Origin of the sequence: Hamadaea tsunoensis DSM 44101 (genome assembly GCF_000428945.1) — a bacterium.
Lineage (GTDB): Bacteria > Actinomycetota > Actinomycetes > Mycobacteriales > Micromonosporaceae > Hamadaea > Hamadaea tsunoensis.
This window is the reverse complement of sequence record NZ_AUAX01000008.1, coordinates 104,673-124,906: the sequence shown is the minus strand read 5'-3', so window position 1 is coordinate 124,906 and position 20,234 is coordinate 104,673. Positions and strand designations below refer to the sequence as shown.

Genomic DNA, 20,234 nt, shown 5'->3' with positions numbered 1-20,234 from the left:
GATCCACAGCGGCCCAGATGTCCAACCGCACCGCTCGCCCATGATCCAAAGCGGTTCCGATGGAGGAAACTGGCCCACGGCTACATCTCAGCCGGACTGGATCGAGGGAGCGGCCCGAAAATTACATCGCACCCGCAAACGATCACCGCAGCCCTGATTCGGCGCCGCCGTGCAGTGCGGTCGGGCCGCCGATCCGTGGGCGATCTTGACGGATGCCCGGTTGCCCCGCAGTTGATCTCTTCCGACGTCGACAACCGGACATCCGTCAAGATCCCCGACCCGATGGGCTGCCGCGTCGGCCACCCCGAATGCCCGTATCGGACAGTCGCGACAAGGTCGCAAAGGGTGCGAGGCGCCGAACACGGCGACAACGACACACGCGCGGCCGCCGCCCGGGGGTGAGGCCGGCGGCTCGGGGGTGAGGCCTCGATCCCCCAGCGGCGACGATCTTGCACGAGTGTCCGGTCCCCAGCCGCGACGATCTTGCGCGAATGTCCGGGCATTTCCCGTATTCCGGACGAAACTCGGGGCATTCGCGCAAGATCGTCGAACGGGGCGGGGGTCAGGTGGTGGTCGCCAGGACCGCCTCGACGATGATGGCCGTGATCGCTCCCGCCGCTGTCAGCACGATGGGGGCCGGCGGGATGGGGCCGCCGCGTTCTTCGGGGGCCACCGCGGCGATGGTGAGCCAGGGGAAGAACGGCAGCCAGGCGTGTTCGACCCCGCCACGGGCCAGGCCGGCCAGGATCGAGAACAGGACGGCCGCGCCGGCGCCGGCGAGGAAGGCCCAGGCGGGGGTGTTGCGCATCTTGCGTACGCCGGTCACCAGCGCGGGTCCGGCGGCCAGCAGGAGGGCGACGAGGCTGATGCCGGCCCACGGCAGGGCGGGGCGGACCGGGTCGACGCGGGCCGTGAAATCGTTGTGGGCGCTCAGTAGTCCGTCGAACCAATTGAATCCCGCGGCCCAGGCGAGTAAGACGGGAATCAATGCGCCGAATCCGGCGGCCCAGTTGAGCGCGGCGCGGCGGCGGGCGAAATTGAGACACACCAGCGAGAGTCCGAGCCAGGCCGCCGCATAGGAGAACAGCGCGGCGAAGCCTAAGAGGACTCCGGCGGACAGCGCCCAGCCGCCCGCCTTCCATCTATGTTTCGATGTGGCCCGTACGCCTGCCGCGATCGCGGCCGCCCCCAGCGTCGCGACCAGCGCGTCCATCGAGACCGCCAGCCAGACCGCCCAGGTGGCGAGGATCAGCAGCGGAGCGTAGCTGCGGGCGGCCGCCTCGCCGCAGACGTCGCGTACGGTGCTCAGGACGAGGGGGGCGACGAGGGCGCCGAGGGCCGTCACGGCGAGCCCGAGGAGCAAATGGTTGGTGATGCCTGCCTTTTCGGCCGCCCACAGCAGGAGAACGGGTGCCGGCGGGTGGCCGCGAGTCGCGAATGACTTCTCCGCGGCTGTCGCCGTGAAGGTGCGCAAGTACTCACCCGGGTGATCACCCACTGCGGTGACATCGTTCAGGTAACTCTCGGGACTGAGCAGTGCCCGGGTGAAGCCGTCGGCACCGTCCACGAAGGCCAGTGCGGCGGACCAGAGCAATAATCCGCAATAGGAAACGATTACAAGTAATGGCCACCGTGCGGTGTGGAACCAGCCCCGTTGCGCACACACGAGGACGGCCATGGCAATGAGCGGTGCCAAAACGCTTCCGGGTCCGATCTCGACTCGATAACGGCCGAGGAATGGCGCACTCGCCGTACCGAGACCGGCGCCCGATCGCACCGCCCACCACGTCGCGAGTGTGCCCACGCCGACCAGGACGACCCACCGGAAAAGGTCGTCACGTTCGCGTCCACGGGCCGCCGCCACGTCATCGCTCACCACGGCACATCAGGCTATCGGGTAGCCGACAGTGCCGTGCGTGTCGGTTGGCGTGTAGTTGATATCTAGCGCATGATCGTTCCAGGCGGTCTAATAGATGAGACCGCACAACCGCACCAATTTTTCGGACGTGAGGGATTCACGATGGCAGCCACCGGCACAGCTACCACCACTGAGAAGGGTCGCCGGATCGTCGGGACCGAGCGGCAGACGCTGGCGAAGGATCTCGTCAAGCGATACACCTCCGGGGAGAGCATCCGCGCTCTCGCCTCGTCGACGGGCCGCTCGTACGGCTTCATTCACCGGGTGCTCACCGAGGCGGGTGTCCAGCTGCGCCAGCGCGGTGGGGCCCGGCGTCGCAAGAAGGCCTGACCTCCTTCTCGACAGCGGATACGATCTACAGGCATGACCTCGCGATCGCCACAGGACGTGCACCCGGCCGGCGAAACCCCGCCGGCCGGTGTACGAACGGAGGCAGAAAAAAAGCCATTCTCCGGTGACGTACGCCTGGAGGTGGACGGTCCGATCGCGACGGTGATCCTGAACCGTCCCGCTGTGCTCAACGCGCAGACGGCCGACATGTGGTCGACCCTGCGTGAGATCGACTCGGCGTTGACCGCCGAGACTCGGATAGTGGTGCTCCGCGGCGAGGGGCGGGCCTTCTCGGCCGGATTAGACCTCGCCCAAGCCCAGGCCAGTCTGGCCGGGCTCGCCGCGGTGCCCCCCGAGCAAGCCGAGGACGTCATCGCGGGCTACCAGCGGGCGTTCTCCTGGCTGCGCCGCAACGACCTGCTCACCATCGCGTCCGTACGCGGGCACGCCATCGGCGCCGGCTTCCAGCTCGCGCTCGCGTGCGATTTCCGGGTGGTGGCCGAGGATGCCAAGTTCGCGATGAAGGAAGTGACGCTCGGGCTCGTCCCGGACCTCACCGGCACCAAGCGCCTCGTGGACCTCGTCGGCTACTCGCGGGCCCTCGAACTGTGCGCGACCGGCCGGGCCGTCACCGCCGACGAGGCCGTGCGGATCGGGCTGGCCACGGTGAGCGTACCGGGGGAGCAGCTGGAGGAGGCCACCCGCGACCTCGCCGCCGCCCTGCTGAGCGCCGACCGCGACGCCCTCATCGAGATCAAGGCGCTGATCGCGGGGGCCGGCGGGCGTACCGCGGCGGAGCAGGAGCTCGCGGAGCGCCAGGCCCAGGTACGCCGGATCCGCACCCTCGCGGGCCTGTCCGAATAGCGCCGTTCAGCGCTCGGCGTAAGGCCAGGACGGGGAATGTCGGCCTTACGGAGTAGGTTGTGCCTGCCGGACGAGAGCGACGAACGGGCAGGCGAGCGAACAGATGTCGATGATGGGCGGGGGCGGCGGCGGGTGGAGCACCATGCGTGCCCTCCGCGAAGAGGAGAACGTCAAGAAGCACAAGCTGACCCAGGGCACGTTCCGCCGGGTCAAGCGGTTCGCCGGGCCGTACCGGCGGGACATCGTGTTCTTCCTGATCACGATCGTCGTCGCCGCGGTCATCGGGGTCGCGACCCCGGTCCTCGCCGGTGACGTCGTCAACGCCATCAGCAGCAAGGACCCCACGGCCGGGGCGACCGTCGTCCGGCTCGCGATCATCATCGCCGGGCTCGCCGTGGCCAACGCGGGCCTGTCCGTCGTGCAGCGGTGGTACTCCGCCAAGATCGGCGAGGGCATCATCTTCGACCTGCGCAGCCAGGTCTACGACCACGTCCAGCGCATGCCGCTGCAGTTCTTCACGCGTACGCAGACCGGCGCGCTCGTGTCCCGGCTCAACAACGACGTCATGGGCGCCCAGCGGGCGTTCACCTCGACCCTGTCCGGTGTCGTCAGCAACGTCATCCAGCTGGCCCTGACGGCCGGTGTGATGCTCAGCCTCAACTGGCAGGTGACCGCGCTCTCGCTGGTGCTGCTGCCGCTCTTCGTGCTGCCGGCCCGCCGGATCGGCCGCCAGCTGGCCGCCATCACCAAGGAGTCGTACCAGCTCGACGCGACCATGAACGCGACGATGACCGAGCGCTTCGGCGTGGCGGGCGCGTTGCTGGTGAAGCTGTTCGGCAGCCCGCGCGCGGAGTCCGAGCGGTTCTCGGGGCGGGCCGCGCGGGTCCGCGACATCGGCATCCGTCAGGCGATGTACGGCCGGACCTTCTTCGTCGCCATGCTGCTCGTCGCCTCCCTGGCCCAGGCGCTCGTCTACGGCCTCGGCGGCTGGTACGCGGTCCACGGCGTCATCTCCGCCGGTACGGTCGTCGCCCTGGCGATGCTGCTGCTGCGCCTCTACGGCCCGCTGACCGACCTGTCGAACGTGCGGGTCGACGTGATGAGCGCGATGGTGAGCTTCGACCGCGTCTTCGAGGTGCTCGACCTGCCGCCGGCCATCTCGGAGAAGCCGGCGGCGGTGGCGATTCCCAAGGGCACCAGCCGGGTCGAGTTCCGCGACGTCTGGTTCCGCTATCCGTCGGCCGCCGAGGTGTCGCTGGCCTCGCTGGAGGATGTCGCGTCGCTGGACCGCAAGGTGTCCGAGCCCGTGCTGCGGGGGGTCAGCTTCACGGTCGAGCCCGGCCAGCTCGTGGCGCTGGTCGGCCCGTCCGGCGCCGGCAAGTCGACGACCTCGATGCTGGTGAGCCGGGTCTACGACGTGACCGACGGCGCTGTACACGTCGGCGACGTCGACGTCCGCGACGCGACGCTGGACTCGCTGCGGGACACGATCGGCGTCGTGACGCAGGACGCGCACCTGTTCCACGAGACGATCGCCGAGAACCTGCGGTACGCCAAGCCCGACGCGACCGACGAGGAGATCTGGGCGGCGCTGACCGGGGCCCAGGTCGCCGACCTGGTCCGCACGCTGCCCGACGGCCTCGACACCGTGGTCGGCGAGCGCGGCTACCGCTTCTCCGGCGGCGAGAAGCAGCGGATCGCGATCGCCCGGCTGCTGCTCAAGGCGCCGTCCATCGTCATCCTCGACGAGGCGACCGCCCACCTCGACTCCGAGAGCGAGGCGGCCGTCCAGCGGGCGCTGTCGGTGGCGCTCGCGGGGCGTACGGCGCTGGTGATCGCGCACCGGCTGTCGACCGTCCGCGAGGCCGACCAGATCCTCGTCCTCGACGGCGGCACCATCGTCGAGCGCGGTACGCACGAGCAGCTCGTCGCCGCGGAGGGCCTCTACTCGGACCTCTACCGGACGCAGTTCGCCGACTCCCCGGCCCGCGCCGCCGCGACGTTCACCGAGGCCGCATCCGCCTGACGCCGACCCGACCGCGTGCCGCCCGACGGGTTAGGAAGCCGCGTCCGCACGTCTGACCGGCTAGCGAGGCCGCGTCCGGGTGACGCCGCCGCGGACCGGCGAGACGGCACCCGCGTAGAAGGGGCGGCGGGACGGGGACCAGGCCCGTCCCGCCGAACCGGAACCGGCCCGCGTACGGGCCTTCATCGCAGCCCCGCCTCCGCGGCCAGCTCGTCGACGATCGCGTTCTCGTCCACACCCGACAGTCCGCGGGCCTGGAACCAGGTGAGCACGTTGTGCACGTCCCGGGCCAGGAACTTGCGGCCGTTGGGATTGGCCACGATGTCCACGATCTGCGGCAGGTCGATGACGACCAGCCGTCCTTCGTGGACGAGGATGTTGTACGGCGACAGGTCGCCGTGGGCGTACCCGGTGCGGGCGAGGATACGCAGGCCGAGGACCAGCTGCTCCCACAGGTCGAGCAGGTCGGCATCCTCGGTACGCAGCGCGGCCAGTCGGGGCGCGGCCACGCCGTCGGGCGTACCGATGAACTCCATCAGGATCTCGGTGCCGAGGATCTGCACCGGGTAGGGCGTGAACGCGGGCGCCCCGAGCGACGCGGCCGCCTCCCACAGCGAGCAGAGCGCGCCGAACTCGGCTCCCGCCCACTGCCCGGCGATCGCCTCCTTGCCGAAGGCGCTCCGGGAGGTCATGGCCCGCATGACGCGGCTTTCGCGTACGCGACGTCCTTCGAGGTAGCCGGCGTCGCGGTGGAACATGCGGTGCTCGGCGTCCCGGTAGCGTTTGGCGGCCATGAGTACGCCGATCTCGGTGCCGGGAACCTCGCGGGAGACGAGGAAGACGTCGGCTTCCTTGCCGGTCTTCAGCATGCCCCGCTCGATGTCCACCGCGGCGAGTTCGGTGACGACCCACTCGGGGTGCGGCAGCGGGCCGCGCTCGGTGGGGGAGGACAGGTCCCATGTGGACCATCGGTCGCCGGTGTCGGGACCGTCGGGATTCTCATCCCATGTATCAGGTTGATCGAGGAACTTCTCGAAGGACGGGTCGTCGGCTACCGAGAAATCGTCGTCGTCGAACTTGCGCTGCTTGCGCACTTCAGCGGCTCCTTGAGCGAAAGCGGAAGGGGAAGGACTGTGAACCGGGCACGGGTCATGACAAAGACGGCCATCGGTCTTCCCTCCCTTCGCTTCGCGCGGCTCCGCAGTGGAGCCCGCCGCTGGTTCGGACCGCACGGAGGCGGTCCTTGATCAAGACGCGGAAAGCATAACGAGCGCACCCCGCCCCGTGTCAACCGGTTTTCCGCCCCGCCTTCCCGCGCCGCCCGCCCCAGCTCCTGACGATCTTGCGCGAGTGTCCCGAATTTCGCGGCGAATGCCCGAATGGCCCGGACATTCGCGCAAGATCGTCGGAAATGGGGGGGGGGTGGGGGTCAGGGGCGTTTGCGGACGGCTTCCTCGACGAGGTCGAGGACCGGGCCGAGGTCGCCGGCCGGCCGCCCCATCGCCAGGTGCAGCACCAGCCCGTCGTACGCCAGCTCCAGGAACCGCATCAACGCCGGCAGCGGCACGTCGTCGCGCAGCACCCCGGCGTCGCGCTGGCGCTTGAGGCGGTCCGCCGTGGCGCTCTCGATCGCGCTGATCCGCTGCGCCCAGCGGGCCGCGAAGTCCGGGTCCGTGCGTACCCGGCGGGACACTTCGAGCTGCGTGCCGAGCCAGCCGGAGGAGTCCGGGTCCGCGGCCTGCGCCAGCAGGTCCCGCATGACCTGCACGAGGCCGTTGCGGGTGACGGTGGCGACCATCTCGGCGGCGTCGTCCTCGGCCACCGCCAGGAACAGGGAGTCCTTGTCGCGGAAGTGGTGGAAGATGGCGCCGCGGGACAGCCCGGTCGCCTCCTCCAGGCGCCGCACGGTCGCGCCCTCGTATCCGTAACGGGCGAAGCAGGAGCGCGCGGCGCTGAGGATCTCCTCGCGGCGCGCGTCCAGCTGGTCCTGGCTTACCCTGGGCACACTCGGATTTTCCCAGGTCACCTCCGGTAATGCAATCCGTACGTACGGCTTGCTGGAAGCAGGGCAGCATGCAGGACCTCATCGTGGCCGCCATCCAGGCGGAATCGACCCCCGGCGATGTCGTCGGCAACGCGCGTACGGCCGCCCGGCTCGTGGGCGAAGCGGCCGACCAGGGCGCCCGGCTCGCGGTCCTGCCGGAATTGTTCCTCTGCGCGTATCACCCCCCGGCCCTGGCGGACCCGGCCACCGACGTCCACGCCGACGCCGCGGGGGTCGTCGCCGACGCGCGGCTCGATCCGCTGCGGGCCGTGGCGCGCGACCGGCAGGTCGTCGTCGTCATAGGCGCGGCCGTACGCACAGCCGGGCAGGACCGGATCTGCGCGGCGCTCGTCGTGGCGGCCGACGGGACCGTGCGATCGGCCTACGCTAAGGAAAATTTGTGCGGTGACATAGAACGTGACCTTTTCGTGCCGGGCCGGCAGGGCGCCACGCTGCACGTCGCCGACGGCTGGCGGTTCGGACTGGGCATCTGCTACGACGGCTGCTTCCCGGAGCACGCGCGCCAGGCGCAGGCCGATGACGTGCACGGAATGCTCTATCCGGCGGCGTACGTGACCGGTTCGGAGCACCGGCGCGACGTCTATTACGCCGCCCGCGCGCTCGACAACACCGGCTACGTGATCTACTCGAATTGCGTCGACGGGACCGATCCGTGGCTTTTCAACGGTGGCGCGGCGGTCTACGACCCGGAAGGCCGGGCCGTCGTGAAGGGACCGAACACGGGTACATCTGTGCTGGTGGCGGCCCTGTCCGCGGACGAAATCGCCCGGACACGAAGTTCTCATCAGATGCTTATAGATCGTCCGAAGACTATTTTCGCCGGTGGAGACGGTTGTCGCGAGCAGGTCTATACGTGAGGGCCCTTTCGCAATGAGGTGCAGGTCACGTATTGTGCGGCCGTGCCACTGCTTCTCCTCGACCTCGACAACACCCTGATCGATCGGACCGGGGCGTTTCGGGCGTGGGCCGGCAGGTTCCTCGCCGAGGCCGGCGCGCCCGAATACGACGTGGACTGGCTGCTCGACGTCGACGCCGACGGGATGACCGACCGGTGGGACGTCGCCGAGGCCATCCGGGACCGCTACAACCTCCGCGTCTCGATCGTCGACCTCGTGGACGAGCTGTTCGAGGGCCTGATCGAGAACACCCGGTTCGACCCGATGGTGGGCGCCGCGCTGCGGATCGCCGAGGACGCCGGCTGGGTCCCCGTGATCGTGACGAACGGCGCCGTACGCACGCAGGAGGCGAAGATCCGGCGTACCGGGCTCGACCGGTTCGTGGCCGACTGGGTGATCTCCGAAGAGGTCGACTGCCGCAAGCCCAATCCGCGCATCTTCGAGATCGCCGCCGAACGGGCGCGGCTGCGGCTGCGCGGCGCCTGGATGATCGGCGACAGCCCCGAGGCGGACATCGGCGGCGCGGCCGGGCTCGGCCTGCCCAGCGTCTGGATCCGGCGCGGCCGGGAGTGGTCCGAGCGCCGGTTCGCCCCGACGAAGGCGGTCAACGGCGTCATCCAGGCCGTGGCGGCGGTCATGTCCCTGTCGCACTCGGTGCGCTGAGGCCCCGGAGAGCCGAGGCCCCCGAAAGCTGAGACCCCGGAGAGCTGAGGCCGGAAGGCTGAGGCGCCGGAAGGCTGAGGCGCCCCGGGAAGGGTCCCAGGGCGCCCCGTAGCGCGTCAGAAGGCGTACGAGCGCGCCAGGACGCCGATGTCGGCCTGGTCGGTGAACAGGCCGTCGATACCGGCCCGCAGGAAGGCCACCTGCTCGTCGATCGCCCGCCCGTACGCGTTCGGGTCGACGGCGGGCACGGTCCCGGTGGGCACCCGGTAGTCGGCCGGCAGGAACTGGTTCTCCGCCCGGAAGGTGTAGGGGTGCAGCACTAGCCCGACGTCGTGCGCGTTGGCCACCAGCGGGGTGGGCTGGGCGAGCGTACCGTCGGCGTTGCGGGGGATGATCATGGACTTGTCCGGCCCGAGACCGTTGATGACCTTCGAGATCTCGGCGAGCCCGGCCGGCGACACGTAGTCCGCGTACGGGCGCGGGTCGCTGAACGGCGTACCGGCGGCGCTCTGCAGGAACACCAGCGGCGCGCGTACACCGGACTGCTGGCGCAGCGCCTTCAGGTTCGCGTACTCGAAGGACTGGATGAAGATTGGCGCGTCGCGGTGGTCGAGGTCGTGCTTGCGGACCGCCTTGATCAGGGCGGGTTCGAGCGCGAGACCGATGGCGCGGTGGTAGGTCGGGTGCTTGGTCTCCGGGTAGACGCCGATCTCGCGGCGCAGCTCGCGGGAGAGGCGCTCGCGCAGCTGAAGGACCTCCTCGAAGGTGGGCACCTCGAAGAGGCCGTCGTACATGGTGTTGCGCTGGCGGACGGCGGGCAGCCGCTCGACGGCGCGCAGGGTCTTGATCTCGGCGAGGGTGAAGTCCTCGGTGAACCAGCCCGTGACGGAGACGCCGTCGAGCAGGACCGTCTTGCGCCGGCCGGCGAACTCCGGCCGCTTCGACACGTCGGTGGTGCCGCCGATCTCGGGCTCGTGCCGCGCGATGAGCACACCGTCCTTGGTGGACACCAGGTCGGGCTCGATGAAGTCGGCGCCCATCCGCGCGGCCAGCTCGTACGAGGCGAGGGTGTGCTCGGGGCGGTAGCCGGCCGCGCCGCGGTGGCCGATGACCAGCGTGCGGTGCCGGGGCTGCTCCCGGCCGTCGTGGGCCGACGCCGGGGTGGCGGCGGCGACGAGCGGGATGCTGCCCGCCGCGAGCGTACCGATCTTCAACAGGCTTCGTCTGTCTGCCATGGAATGCTCCCGCGGCCGGCGCGGGCGACCATCGCCCGGCGGGCCCGCAACAGTCCAGCGCGGGAGCGCGACCACTGGCCGAACATCCCATGACGCAAGCCCGAAGATCCCGTTGGGATCAGGGAAATCACCCGAATCTTGGTCCAAGATTACGTGCGGATCCCTGATCCCAACGGGATCAAGACGCTCGGCGTTCGTCAGTTGAGCGGCTGGGTGGGAGCGTCACCGGTGGCAGGCGGCTTCGGCGTACCGGACTGGAACTTGGGCAGCTGGCCGCCCAGGGAGGTGAAGACGCGCAGCACGGCGAACGCCGCCAGCAGCATCAGGCCCAGCTCCAAGGCCCCGAGCACCACGTGGCTCAGGTAGTTGACCGCCTTGGCGGCGAAGTTCGAGCCCCCCGGCCCCCACAGCAGGCTGATCAGGAACGTCAGCGCGCCGAAGAGGAGCGCGAACGCGTACTCGCCCAGGGCGACCATCGCGATCAGCTTCGCGCCGCGCAGCGCGGGCTGGATCTGGGTCGCGATCAGCACCGCCACCAGCGGCAGCACGATGGTGTACAGGCCGACGAACCCGGCATTCGCCGAGCGGGCCGCGAACGAGCCGTAGTCCGAGTTCACGATCCAGCTCAGGAACGAGAAGAACAGCCGCAGCGCGGTGTACGCGAGCAGCGCCCAGGCGAACAGCGGGCGCAGCCCCTTGACGGCGTCCGACGGGGACGACGCCTGTGGCGAGGGGAATGTCATGCGGCGCAGGATAGCGCCGGTCGACGGGACGCGCATGGCGAGAGCGGGGGCACGGACCCGTAGACCCGCGCCCCCGCGTCCGGCCGGAGGTCAGCCGAGGCCGTTCTTCATGGCGGTGATCAGCTCACCGCCGGTCGTGTCGCCGGTCATCTCCCAGAAGAAGGCGCCGCCGAGGCCCTGCGAGTTCGCGTACGACATCTTGCCGTTGATCGTGCTGGGCGTGTCGTAGCTCCACCAGTTGCTGCCGCACTTGGCGTACGCCGTCCCGGCGATGGTCCCGGTCGACGGGCAGCTGGTCTTGAGCACCTTGTAGTCCTCGATGCCCGCCTCGTAGGTGCCGGGGGCGGCGCCGGTGGCGGTCCCGCCGGGGGTCGCCTGGGTGACACCCGTCCAGCCGCGCCCGTAGAAGCCGACGCCCAGCAGCAGCTTGCCCGCCGGTACGCCCTTCGCCTTCAGCTTCTGGATGGCCGCGTCGGCGTAGAAGTTGGCCGTCGGGATGCCCGTGTACGAGTACAGGGGCGAGTGCGGGGCCGTCGGACCGGTCGGGTTGAACGCGCCGAAGTAGTCGTACGTCATCACGTTGAACCAGTTGACGTACTGGGCCGCCCCGGCGTAGTCGGTCAGGTCGATCTTGCCCCCGCTGGTGCCGTCGGCCGTGATCGCCGAGGTGACGATGTAGCTGGAGCCGAACCGCGTACGCAGCGCCGACATCAGGGTCTTGTACGCGTTCGGGCCGCTGCTGTCGCAGGACAGGCCGCACGCGTTCGGGTACTCCCAGTCGATGTCGATGCCGTCGAAGACGTCCGCCCACCGCGGGTCCTCGACGAGGTTGTAGCAGGAGTTGGCGAAGGCCGTCGCGTTCGCGGCCGCCTGGCCGAAGCCGCCCGACCACGTCCAGCCGCCGAACGAGTAGATCACCTTGAGGCCGGGGTGCTTGGCCTTCAGCTCCCGCAACTGGTGGAAGCTGCCGCGCAGGGCACCGGTGTCCCACGTGTCGCTCGTTCCGTCCACACTGGACGCGGCGTCGTAGAAGCGGTCGTAGTCGGCGTACGAGTCGCCGATGGCGCACTGACCGTTGGTGACGTTGCCGAACGCATAGTTGATGTAGCCGATCTTGGCCGCGGTGCCGCTCGTCTCGATGTTCTTCACGTGGTAGTTGCGCTGGTAGACGCCCCAGTCCACGAAGTAGCCCATCAGCTTCTTCCCGCCGGGTGGCGGCGGGGAGGTGGATACGCTCGGACTCGGGCTGGGGCTCGCGCTGCGGCTCGGGCTGGCGCTCGGGCTCGCGCTCGGCGTGGCGCTGCGGCTCGGGCTGGTCCCGGTCGACGGGGTCGCCGACGGCGACGGCGTTGTGCCGCCGGGCCCGCTGACGCTCAGGTCGTCGGCCCAGTAGCTGCCGGTGCCGTACCAGCCGTGCACGTTGACGGTCAGCGACGTCTGGGCCGCGCCGGTGGTGAACGTCGTCGACAGCTGCGTCCACGCGCTCGCCGTCGCCGGGTTCCAGGTCTCGGCGCCGCCGGTGACGCCGAGGTAGACGTAACCGCCGCCGCCGTTGACCCACGCCGAGATCGTGTACGCGGTGTTCGCCACCACGGAGACCGTCTGGCTGCACTGAGCCGTGTCCGAGGACGACGCGGCGCCCTGGAGCGCCTTGGTGCCGGCGTGGACGGGTGAGGAGACGACACTGCCGAGTCCGCCGGAGCAGGTCCAGGGGGACAGCGTGCCCGTTTCGAGGCCAGGGTTGACGAGGAGGTTGGTCGCGGCGTTGGCCGTGGTCGCCAGCGACAGCGTGATTCCGGCCGCGAGCACCGCCGCGGCGGCCGCGGCGGTAATGCGCAGCCGGGGAGTGCTTGCACGAGCCGCCAGAAGTGCGGTCAGCCGGGGGGAGAGATGTCTCATGGGATAGCCACCTGCCTGGGGGAGTAGGGGTTCAGCGCAGATGTGCCTGTCCTGCGGTGGGTGCACGACATTGAGGCAAAGATAAATTAACGTTTCGCGATAAGTAAAGAGACCTTCCAGCTGGCGTTCGGAGTGCCGCCGGGTTCGGTCCTTACTCTTGATCTACTCCGGCTGCGGGGCTATGTGCAGTAGAAATGCAAGATGCACCGCGCAGTTGTCACTCAGGGCAGTCTAACAATCGCGAAGCGTGAGTTTTCTCGGCTGAGAATCTTCCACATATTTGAGTTGATCTCTATAGTCAAGTCAACCGTTAGGGCGGACATGAGTTGGAGGTTCTCATGACTGCTGTAGGAACGCACTTCGAACTGATCGGCGGTACGCCGGCCGTCAAGGAAGCGGTCACCCGCTTCTACGACCGCCTGCTCGCCGATCCCGACCTCGCCGGCTACTTCAGCGGCGTCGATCTGCCCACCCTCAAACGGCACCAGGTGGAGATGATCTCGATGGTCCTCGGCGGACCGTCGAACTACACGGGGCGCGATCTCGGTACGGCCCACGCGGATCTGCACATCGACGCCACGGCCTTCGGCAAGGTCGGCGACCATCTGGTGGCGGTGCTGCGCGAGCTCGGCGTACCGGAACACGTCGTGGAGTCGGTCGTGGCGACGCTGACCTCGGTCGCGCCGCAGATCGTGACGGCCTGACCCGCCATCGCAACGCCAGGAGGGCCCCGCGTCGCCGCGGGGCCCTCCTGTGCGGACGGTGCTTCGAGCTCAGGACTCGAGCATCTTGCGCAGCACGTACTGCAGGATGCCGCCGTGCCGGTAGTAGTCGGCCTCACCGGGGGTGTCGATGCGCACGACCGCGTCGAACGCGACCCCGGTGTCGGTGGTGACCTTCAGCGTCTTCGGCGTCGCGCCGTCGTTGAGCGCGGTCACGCCCTCGACCGAGAACGTCTCCTCGCCGGTCAGCCCGAGCGACTCCGCCGTCTGCCCAGCCGGGTACTGCAGCGGCAGAACGCCCATGCCGATCAGGTTGGAGCGGTGGATGCGCTCGTAGGACTCCGCGATCACGGCCCGTACGCCGAGCAGCGCGGTACCCTTCGCCGCCCAGTCCCGCGACGAACCCGAGCCGTACTCCTTGCCGGACAGGATCACCAGCGGCGTACCGGCGGCCTGGTAGTTCACCGAGGCGTCGTAGATCGTGCTGACCGGCGCGCCCTCGACCGTGAAGTCGCGGGTGAAGCCGCCCTCGGTGCCGGGGGCCACCTGGTTGCGCAGGCGGATGTTCGCGAACGTGCCGCGGATCATCACCTCGTGGTTGCCCCGGCGCGAGCCGTACGAGTTGAAGTCCCGCCGCTCGACGCCGTGCTCGGCCAGGTACTTGCCGGCCGGGGAGTCGGGCTTGATGGAGCCGGCCGGCGAGATGTGGTCGGTCGTCACCGAGTCGCCCAGCTTCGCCAGTACGCGGGCACCGGCGATGTCCGTCACCGGCGCCGGCTGCGCGGCCATGCCCTCGAAGTACGGGGGCTTGCGGACGTAGGTCGACTCCGGGGCCCACTCGAACGTGTTGCCGGTCGGGGTCGGTAGCGACCGCCAGCGGTCGTCACCCGCGAAGACGTCCGCGTAGCCCTTGCCGAACATCTCGGAGTTGATCGACGCGTTGATGGTCGCCTGCACCTCCGCCGGGCTCGGCCAGATGTCGCCGAGGTAGACCGGCTGGCCCTGCGGGTCGTAGCCGAGCGGGTCCCGGGCCAGGTCGACGTCCATCGTGCCGGCGATCGCGTACGCGATGACCAGCGGCGGGGACGCCAGGTAGTTCATCTTCACGTCCGGGTTGATCCGGCCCTCGAAGTTGCGGTTGCCCGACAGCACGGAGACGACCGCGAGGTCGTTGGCGTTCACGGCGGCGCTGACCTCGTCGATCAGCGGGCCCGAGTTGCCGATGCAGGTGACGCAGCCGTAGCCGACCAGGTTGAAGCCGAGCTTCTCCAGGTAGGGCGTGAGGCCGGCCTTCTCGTAGTAGTCCGTGACGACCTTCGAGCCGGGCGCCAGCGTCGTCTTGACCCACGGCTTGGCGCGCAGGCCGCGCTCGACCGCGTTCTTCGCCAGCAGCGCCGCGCCGATCATGACCTGCGGGTTCGAGGTGTTGGTGCAGGAGGTGATCGAGGCGATCACGACCGCGCCGTGGTCGATCTCGTACGCGGTCCCGTCCGACGTGGTCACCGGGGTCGGGTTCGACGGCCGGCCGTAGGCGCGTCCGTTCGACGCGGGGGAGTCGGAGGCGGGGAAGCTCTCCTCGCCCTCCTCGTCGGTCTCGTCGTCGCCCACGTAGTCCGGCAGCACCGAGCGGAACGCCGTCTTGGCGTCGGTCAGCGAGACGCGGTCCTGCGGACGCTTCGGGCCGGCGATCGACGGGACGACCGAGGCCAGGTCCAGCTCCAGGTACTCCGAGTAGGACGGCTCGTGGGCCGCGTCGTGCCACAGGCCCTGCTGCTTGGCGTACGCCTCGACGAGCGCCAGCTGCTCCGGCGTACGGCCGGTGAGGCGCAGGTAGTCGATGGTCTCCCCGTCGATCGGGAAGATGGCGCAGGTCGAGCCGAACTCCGGGCTCATGTTGCCGATGGTGGCCCGGTTGGCCAGCGGGACCGCGCTCACGCCGGTGCCGTAGAACTCGACGAACTTGCCGACCACGCCGTGCTTGCGCAGCAGCTGCGTGATGGTGAGCACGAGGTCGGTGGCGGTCGCGCCGCTGGGCAGCTCGCCGTGCAGCTTGAAGCCGACGACGCGGGGGATCAGCATGGAGACGGGCTGGCCGAGCATGGCCGCCTCGGCCTCGATGCCGCCGACGCCCCAGCCGAGCACTCCCAGGCCGTTGACCATCGTGGTGTGCGAGTCGGTGCCGACGACCGTGTCCGGGTACGCCTGCCCGCCACGATTCATGACCACGCGGGCCAGGTGCTCGATGTTGACCTGGTGCACGATGCCGGTGCCCGGCGGGACGACCTTGAACTCGTCGAAGGCGGTCTGGCCCCAGCGCAGGAACTGGTAGCGCTCCTGGTTGCGGCCGTACTCGATCTCGACGTTGCGCTCGAACGCGTCCGGCCGGCCGAACACGTCGGCGATGACGGAGTGGTCGATGACGAGCTCCGCCGGGGCCAGCGGGTTGACCTTGGCGACGTCGCCGCCGAGGTCGCGGACGGCCTCCCGCATGGTCGCGAGGTCCACGACGCACGGAACGCCGGTGAAGTCCTGCATCAGTACGCGCGCCGGCGTGAACTGGATCTCCACGCTCGGGTCGGCCGACGGGTCCCAGCCGCCGAGCGCGCGGATGTGGTCGGCGGTGATGTTGGCGCCGTCCTCGGTCCGCAGAAGGTTCTCCAGCAGGATCTTCAGGCTGTAGGGCAGGCGCTCATGGCCCGGCACCTTGTCGATCGTGAAAATCTCATAGCTCGCGTCGCCGACGTCGAGCTGGCTGCGCGCACCGAAGGTGTCGAGGCTGGCCACCGTCGCACTCCTTTAACCGTCTCCTGCGGGGCAGGCACCCCCGCTACAAGGGCAAGTCTTCCGCACCGGGGCGTCCGGGGCTCGGATAAGGGCCGCCTAACCGAAGCGGTGTCGCCTCAGGGGAACCCACATCCCATACCGTACGTCCGTCTTGTTTAAATCGCAACTTCGCTCTAGGCTCGCTTCCATGATTCACCACGTGCAGGTCGCCTGCCCGCCGGGCACCGAAGAAGCCCTCCGCGCCTTCTACGTCGGTGTCCTCGGCCTGACCGAGAAGCCCAAACCTCCGCTGCTGGCCGTACGCGGCGGCTGCTGGTTCGTCGACCCGTCCGGTGCCGAACTCCACCTCGGTGTCGAGGAGGACTTCCGCCCGGCCCGCAAGGCCCATCCCGCCCTGACGACCGCCGACCTCGACGGCCTCGCCGACCGGCTGACGGCCGCGGGATATCCGGTGACCTGGGCGGACTTCGCCGAGACCGGGCAGCGCCGGTTCCACACCGAAGACTGCAACGGCAACCGCATCGAGTTCCTCCCCGAATAGCGGCTGACTGAAGCGGGCCGACCGGAAGAGCGGGCGACCGGAACAGCCGCTGACCGATCAGCGCGCGGAAACCGCCCGTTCGGCGCGGGTACCCGCCCCCACGCGGCGTCGTAGATCATTTAGGCTCCCCGGGTCTCGACCTTGGGAGGAACCTGTGCGTACGCAGGGGAGGCGCGGCCGCCTGCTGGCCGCCGCCGTGATGGTGCTCGCGCTGGCCGCCGGCTGCTCGTCGTTGCCCGCGGGCGTGGACGGCCGGCTGGTCGACGGCTGGCCGATGCCGGCGGAAGCGGAGCAGACGCTGCCAAAGGCGGGCGACTGTCACTCCTATGTATACGGCGAGGAGGCGCGGAGCGACGCGGTCGGCGATCCCGTGCCCTGCGACGGCCCCCACATCCGGGAGACCGTCTACGTCGGCCGGTTCACCGGTGCGGCCGCGCAGCTCGCCGAGCCGCCGCCGCTGTACACCCGGGCGACCGCCGAGGTCGCGAAGGCGCAGAGCGACGCCTACCTCGACTGCAACGCCCAGGCGAGCAGGTACCTCGGTCACCCGTGGTACGACCCGCGCCTGCGGCTGCACGTGACCCTGCCGGTCCGGACCGCGTGGCAGGCCGGCGTGCGGTGGTACCGCTGTGACATCGAGGAGATCAAGTACGACTCCAGCACCGAGATGACCGGCGGCCAGCAGATCCAGCGGACGGCGAGCCTGCGCCGGGACTGGCCGGCCACGCTCTGCGTCGAGATGAACATCGACGGCTGGCCCGAGCGTCCCTGTACGGCCAAGCACAGCGGCGAGTTCGTCGGGGCCTTCCTCATGCCGGTACGCACGACGCTGCCCAAGGGCGACAAGGACTTCGCCCCGTTGCACGCGGTGTGCGAGTTGATGATCTCCAAGTACACGGGGATCAGCCTGTCGAAGCTCGCGTGGGGCGACGGCGTGTCCTGGCAGGAGGGCCTCGACTACTGGAAGTCGGGCCGGCGGGTCACCGAGTGCTACGTCTGGTCCGGCGAGAAGTCCACCTTCACCAAGAGCGTCAAGAAACGTGCGTAGCGGCCTCGCGGCCGCAGCCGTCCTCGCCGTCCTGCCCGGCGGCCGCGGTATGCAGGTGAGGCGAGGGCGCTAGACTCCGCGTCGATCCGGAGGAGGTCGCGTGCGCAGAGTCGGTTGGGTGGCCGGTGCGGCGGGTGCCGTCGTGGCGGTGGCCGTGGCGGCGCTGGTGTTCTGGCCGGGCCCCGGCGGCTCCGACGGCGACCTGACCGACGACTGGGCCGCGCTGTCCGCACCGCAGAGTGTCACCCCGAAGGCCGGCGAGTGCCACGCGGACCTCGACGAGCAGGTGTCCGCGACGGTCGCGCCGGTCGACTGCGCGGCCGAGCACGTCGCCGAGACCGTCTACGTGGGACGGTTCGAGGGGACCGTCACCCAGGCCGCCGACGCGCCGCTGCTGCGGGAGAACGCGACCGGGGCGGACGCCGAGGCCCAGTCCCGCGCGTACGCCGAGTGCAGCGACCGGGCGACGGCGTACCTGGGGCATCCGTGGTTCGACGTCCGGCTCGACCTGGACGTGACGTTGCCGACGGCGGCCGCGTGGCAGGCGGGCCTGCGCTGGTTCCGGTGCGACCTCGTGCAGACCGGCTGGGGCCTGGCCGATCCGGTGGCCCGCAAGGGCAGCCTGAAGGACGCGTGGCTGCCGACCGCCTGCGCGGACCTGAGCGGCGCCGACTGGCCGCAGGTCGACTGCGCCAAGAAGCACGACGGGGAGTACGCCGGCGCGTTCCTGGCCCCGGCGGCCGCGAAGAAGCCGGCCGGCAAGGCGATGGATCCCTTGCACGACAAGTGTTTCGACCTTATCGCGCCGTACCTCGGGGTGTCCCGGGCGAAGGTCGACTACACGGTCGGGGACGCCCTGTGGTTCGCCGACGACTTCGCGTACTGGAGTTCGGGGCGGCGTACGGTGCACTGCTTCATCTGGCTGGACAAGCAGACGACGACCGGTTCGCTCAAGGGTCGCGGCAAGGTCTGACGCGCGCTAGTACGCGGCCGCGAGGCCGTCGGCGCGCGGCTCGGAACCGGCCACGTAGTCACCCGACGGCAGCCGCCAGATCGCCTGGCCCATGCCGAACGTGCCCGGCTCCGGTTCGACGACGACGTCGTGGCCGCGGGCCGACAGCTCCGCCGCGCCCGCGAAGTCCGGCTCGACGAGCACCCGCAGGCCCTTGTCCCAGTACCAGCGCGGCCGCGCGAGCGCCGCCTGCGGGTCGAGCCCCTCGTCGAGGGTGGCGCTGATCAGCTGGAGATGGCCCTGCGGCTGCATGTGGCCGCCCATCACACCGAACGGGCCGACCGGCGCGCCGTCGCGGGTCAGGAAGCCGGGGATGATCGTGTGGAACGGCCGCTTGCCCCCGGCGGCGACGTTCGGATGGCCCGGCTCCAGCCGGAATCCCGCGCCCCGGTTCTGCAGCACGATGCCCGCCTCCGGGATCGTCACGAACGAGCCGAAACCCATGTAGGTCGACTGGATCAGCGAAACCATCATGCCGTCCGCGTCGGCCGCCGCGAGGTAGACCGTGCCGCCGCGCATCGGGTCGCCCGGCGCCGGCAGCGCGGCCCGCGGGCCGATCAGCTTCCGCCGTTCCTCTATATAGGAGGGTCGCAGCAGGTCCGCCGGCGCGCCGAAGGCCGGATCCGCCACGTGGGCGTGCGCGTCGGCGAAGCCGAGCTTCATCGCCTCCACCTGCTCGTGCAGGCCCGCGCCCGGCAGGCCGTCGAGCAGCGCCAGCGCCTGCAGGGCCGCCACACCCTGGCCGTTGGGCGGCAGCTCGTGCACCTCGTGCCCGTGGTACCGCGCGCTCAGCGGCGTCACCCACTCCGACTCGTGGGCCGCCAGATCCCCACCGGTCAGCAGCCCGCCGGTCGCCCGCGCGTACCGGGTGATGTGCTCCGCGGTCTCACCCGTGTAGAAGTCCCGGCAGTAGGTCCCGGCCAGGCGGCGCAACGTCCGGCCGGCCGCCGGGTTCGCGTACCGCTCCCCGGGCGCCGGGGCACGTCCGTCCACTGTGAACACTTTCGCCCACTCGCCGGTCTCCCGGAGACGCGGGAGTACGCGTACCGCCGCCGACCAGTGCCGGGACGTGACCGGGGAGACCGGGTAGCCGCCCTCGGCGTACTCGATGGCACTGGTGAAAAGGCGCTCGAAGGGCAACCGGCCGAACCGGGCGTGCAGGTCCGCCCAGCCGGCGGGGGCGCCGGGAACCGTGACGGACGGCCAGCCGCGACCCGGCGCGGTGCCGGCGAAATGGCCGAGCGTGAGCGCGGCGGGGGAGCGGCCGGAGGCGTTGAGGCCGTGCAGCCGCTCGCCGTCCCACACGATGGCGAACAGGTCGGAGCCGATGTCGTTGGAGCCGGGCTGGACCACGGCGAGCGTGATCGCGGCCGCGACCGCGGCGTCGACCGCCGAGCCGCCCTCGCGCAGCAGGGCCAGGCCGGCCTGGGCGGCGAGGGGCTGGCTGGTGGCCACGACTCCGTTGCGGGCGTAGATCGGTGAGCGCAC

Annotated in this window: 17 protein-coding genes; 9 read left to right on the top strand and 8 right to left on the bottom strand. The window is 70.0% G+C overall.

What is annotated here, in order from left to right; genetic code table 11:
- Positions 1-562 precede the first annotated feature (562 nt).
- Positions 563-1,879: a hypothetical protein gene (locus G401_RS0116765; RefSeq protein WP_245601742.1), complete on the bottom strand. Its 1,317-nt coding sequence runs from the start codon at positions 1,877-1,879 to the stop codon at positions 563-565.
- A 141-nt stretch (positions 1,880-2,020) separates the two neighbouring features.
- Here G401_RS0116765 and G401_RS0116760 point away from each other — a divergent pair, with 141 nt between their 5' ends.
- The 3 genes from G401_RS0116760 (at position 2,021) to G401_RS46205 (ending at position 5,138) form a co-directional block, all read left to right on the top strand.
- The gene (locus tag G401_RS0116760) at positions 2,021-2,248 is read left to right on the top strand and encodes a helix-turn-helix domain-containing protein (protein ID WP_027343421.1); all 228 of its coding nucleotides are present in this window, start codon (positions 2,021-2,023) and stop codon (positions 2,246-2,248) included.
- Between the two features lie 33 nt (positions 2,249-2,281).
- Positions 2,282-3,112: an enoyl-CoA hydratase/isomerase family protein gene (locus G401_RS0116755; RefSeq protein WP_084557271.1), complete on the top strand. Its 831-nt coding sequence runs from the start codon at positions 2,282-2,284 to the stop codon at positions 3,110-3,112.
- Positions 3,113-3,221: 109 nt separating this feature from the next.
- Positions 3,222-5,138: an ABC transporter ATP-binding protein gene (locus G401_RS46205; RefSeq protein WP_211240766.1), complete on the top strand. Its 1,917-nt coding sequence runs from the start codon at positions 3,222-3,224 to the stop codon at positions 5,136-5,138.
- A 182-nt stretch (positions 5,139-5,320) separates the two neighbouring features.
- On the opposite strand, the gene G401_RS0116745 is transcribed toward G401_RS46205, so the two are convergent.
- Complete coding sequence (locus tag G401_RS0116745) at positions 5,321-6,232, bottom strand: serine protein kinase RIO (RefSeq protein WP_027343419.1); 912 nt, start codon at positions 6,230-6,232, stop codon at positions 5,321-5,323.
- Between the two features lie 335 nt (positions 6,233-6,567).
- Complete coding sequence (locus G401_RS0116740; protein ID WP_027343418.1) at positions 6,568-7,143, bottom strand: TetR/AcrR family transcriptional regulator; 576 nt, start codon at positions 7,141-7,143, stop codon at positions 6,568-6,570.
- Between the two features lie 68 nt (positions 7,144-7,211).
- Here G401_RS0116740 and G401_RS0116735 point away from each other — a divergent pair, with 68 nt between their 5' ends.
- Complete coding sequence (locus G401_RS0116735; protein ID WP_027343417.1) at positions 7,212-8,060, top strand: carbon-nitrogen hydrolase family protein; 849 nt, start codon at positions 7,212-7,214, stop codon at positions 8,058-8,060.
- 42 nt (positions 8,061-8,102) lie between these two features.
- On the top strand, positions 8,103-8,762 hold the full coding sequence (locus G401_RS0116730) for an HAD family hydrolase (protein WP_027343416.1): 660 nt from the start codon (positions 8,103-8,105) through the stop codon (positions 8,760-8,762).
- A gap of 116 nt (positions 8,763-8,878) precedes the next feature.
- Here the strand turns inward: G401_RS0116730 and G401_RS0116725 are convergent, their stop codons facing one another.
- From G401_RS0116725 to G401_RS46195, 3 genes are all read right to left on the bottom strand, one after another.
- Positions 8,879-9,997, bottom strand: a complete 1,119-nt coding sequence (locus G401_RS0116725) for a glycerophosphodiester phosphodiesterase (protein WP_027343415.1) — start codon at positions 9,995-9,997, stop codon at positions 8,879-8,881.
- Positions 9,998-10,194: 197 nt separating this feature from the next.
- Positions 10,195-10,740 (bottom strand): hypothetical protein, encoded by a 546-nt coding sequence (locus tag G401_RS52815; RefSeq protein WP_051366736.1) that lies wholly within the window; start codon positions 10,738-10,740, stop codon positions 10,195-10,197.
- 90 nt (positions 10,741-10,830) lie between these two features.
- Positions 10,831-12,639: a glycosyl hydrolase family 18 protein gene (locus tag G401_RS46195; RefSeq protein WP_084557270.1), complete on the bottom strand. Its 1,809-nt coding sequence runs from the start codon at positions 12,637-12,639 to the stop codon at positions 10,831-10,833.
- 338 nt (positions 12,640-12,977) lie between these two features.
- Here G401_RS46195 and G401_RS0116710 point away from each other — a divergent pair, with 338 nt between their 5' ends.
- Positions 12,978-13,343: a group I truncated hemoglobin gene (locus G401_RS0116710; protein WP_027343413.1), complete on the top strand. Its 366-nt coding sequence runs from the start codon at positions 12,978-12,980 to the stop codon at positions 13,341-13,343.
- A 69-nt stretch (positions 13,344-13,412) separates the two neighbouring features.
- Here the strand turns inward: G401_RS0116710 and acnA are convergent, their stop codons facing one another.
- Positions 13,413-16,145 carry an aconitate hydratase AcnA gene (gene acnA / locus G401_RS0116705; RefSeq protein ID WP_027343412.1) on the bottom strand — a complete coding sequence of 911 codons (2,733 nt, stop codon included), beginning with the start codon at positions 16,143-16,145 and terminating at the stop codon, positions 13,413-13,415.
- A gap of 187 nt (positions 16,146-16,332) precedes the next feature.
- Between acnA and G401_RS0116700 the strand changes: the two genes are divergently transcribed.
- The 3 genes from G401_RS0116700 to G401_RS0116690 all read left to right on the top strand — a co-directional run bounded on the left by G401_RS0116700 (position 16,333) and on the right by G401_RS0116690 (position 18,707).
- Positions 16,333-16,686 carry a VOC family protein gene (locus G401_RS0116700; RefSeq protein WP_027343411.1) on the top strand — a complete coding sequence of 118 codons (354 nt, stop codon included), beginning with the start codon at positions 16,333-16,335 and terminating at the stop codon, positions 16,684-16,686.
- A 154-nt stretch (positions 16,687-16,840) separates the two neighbouring features.
- A complete protein-coding gene (locus tag G401_RS52810) occupies positions 16,841-17,734 on the top strand; it encodes a septum formation family protein (protein WP_051366735.1) in 894 nt (297 codons plus the stop codon).
- Between the two features lie 100 nt (positions 17,735-17,834).
- Complete coding sequence (locus G401_RS0116690; RefSeq protein WP_084557268.1) at positions 17,835-18,707, top strand: septum formation family protein; 873 nt, start codon at positions 17,835-17,837, stop codon at positions 18,705-18,707.
- A 6-nt stretch (positions 18,708-18,713) separates the two neighbouring features.
- On the opposite strand, the gene G401_RS0116685 is transcribed toward G401_RS0116690, so the two are convergent.
- Positions 18,714-20,234: a gamma-glutamyltransferase family protein gene (locus G401_RS0116685; RefSeq protein WP_245601741.1), complete on the bottom strand. Its 1,521-nt coding sequence runs from the start codon at positions 20,232-20,234 to the stop codon at positions 18,714-18,716.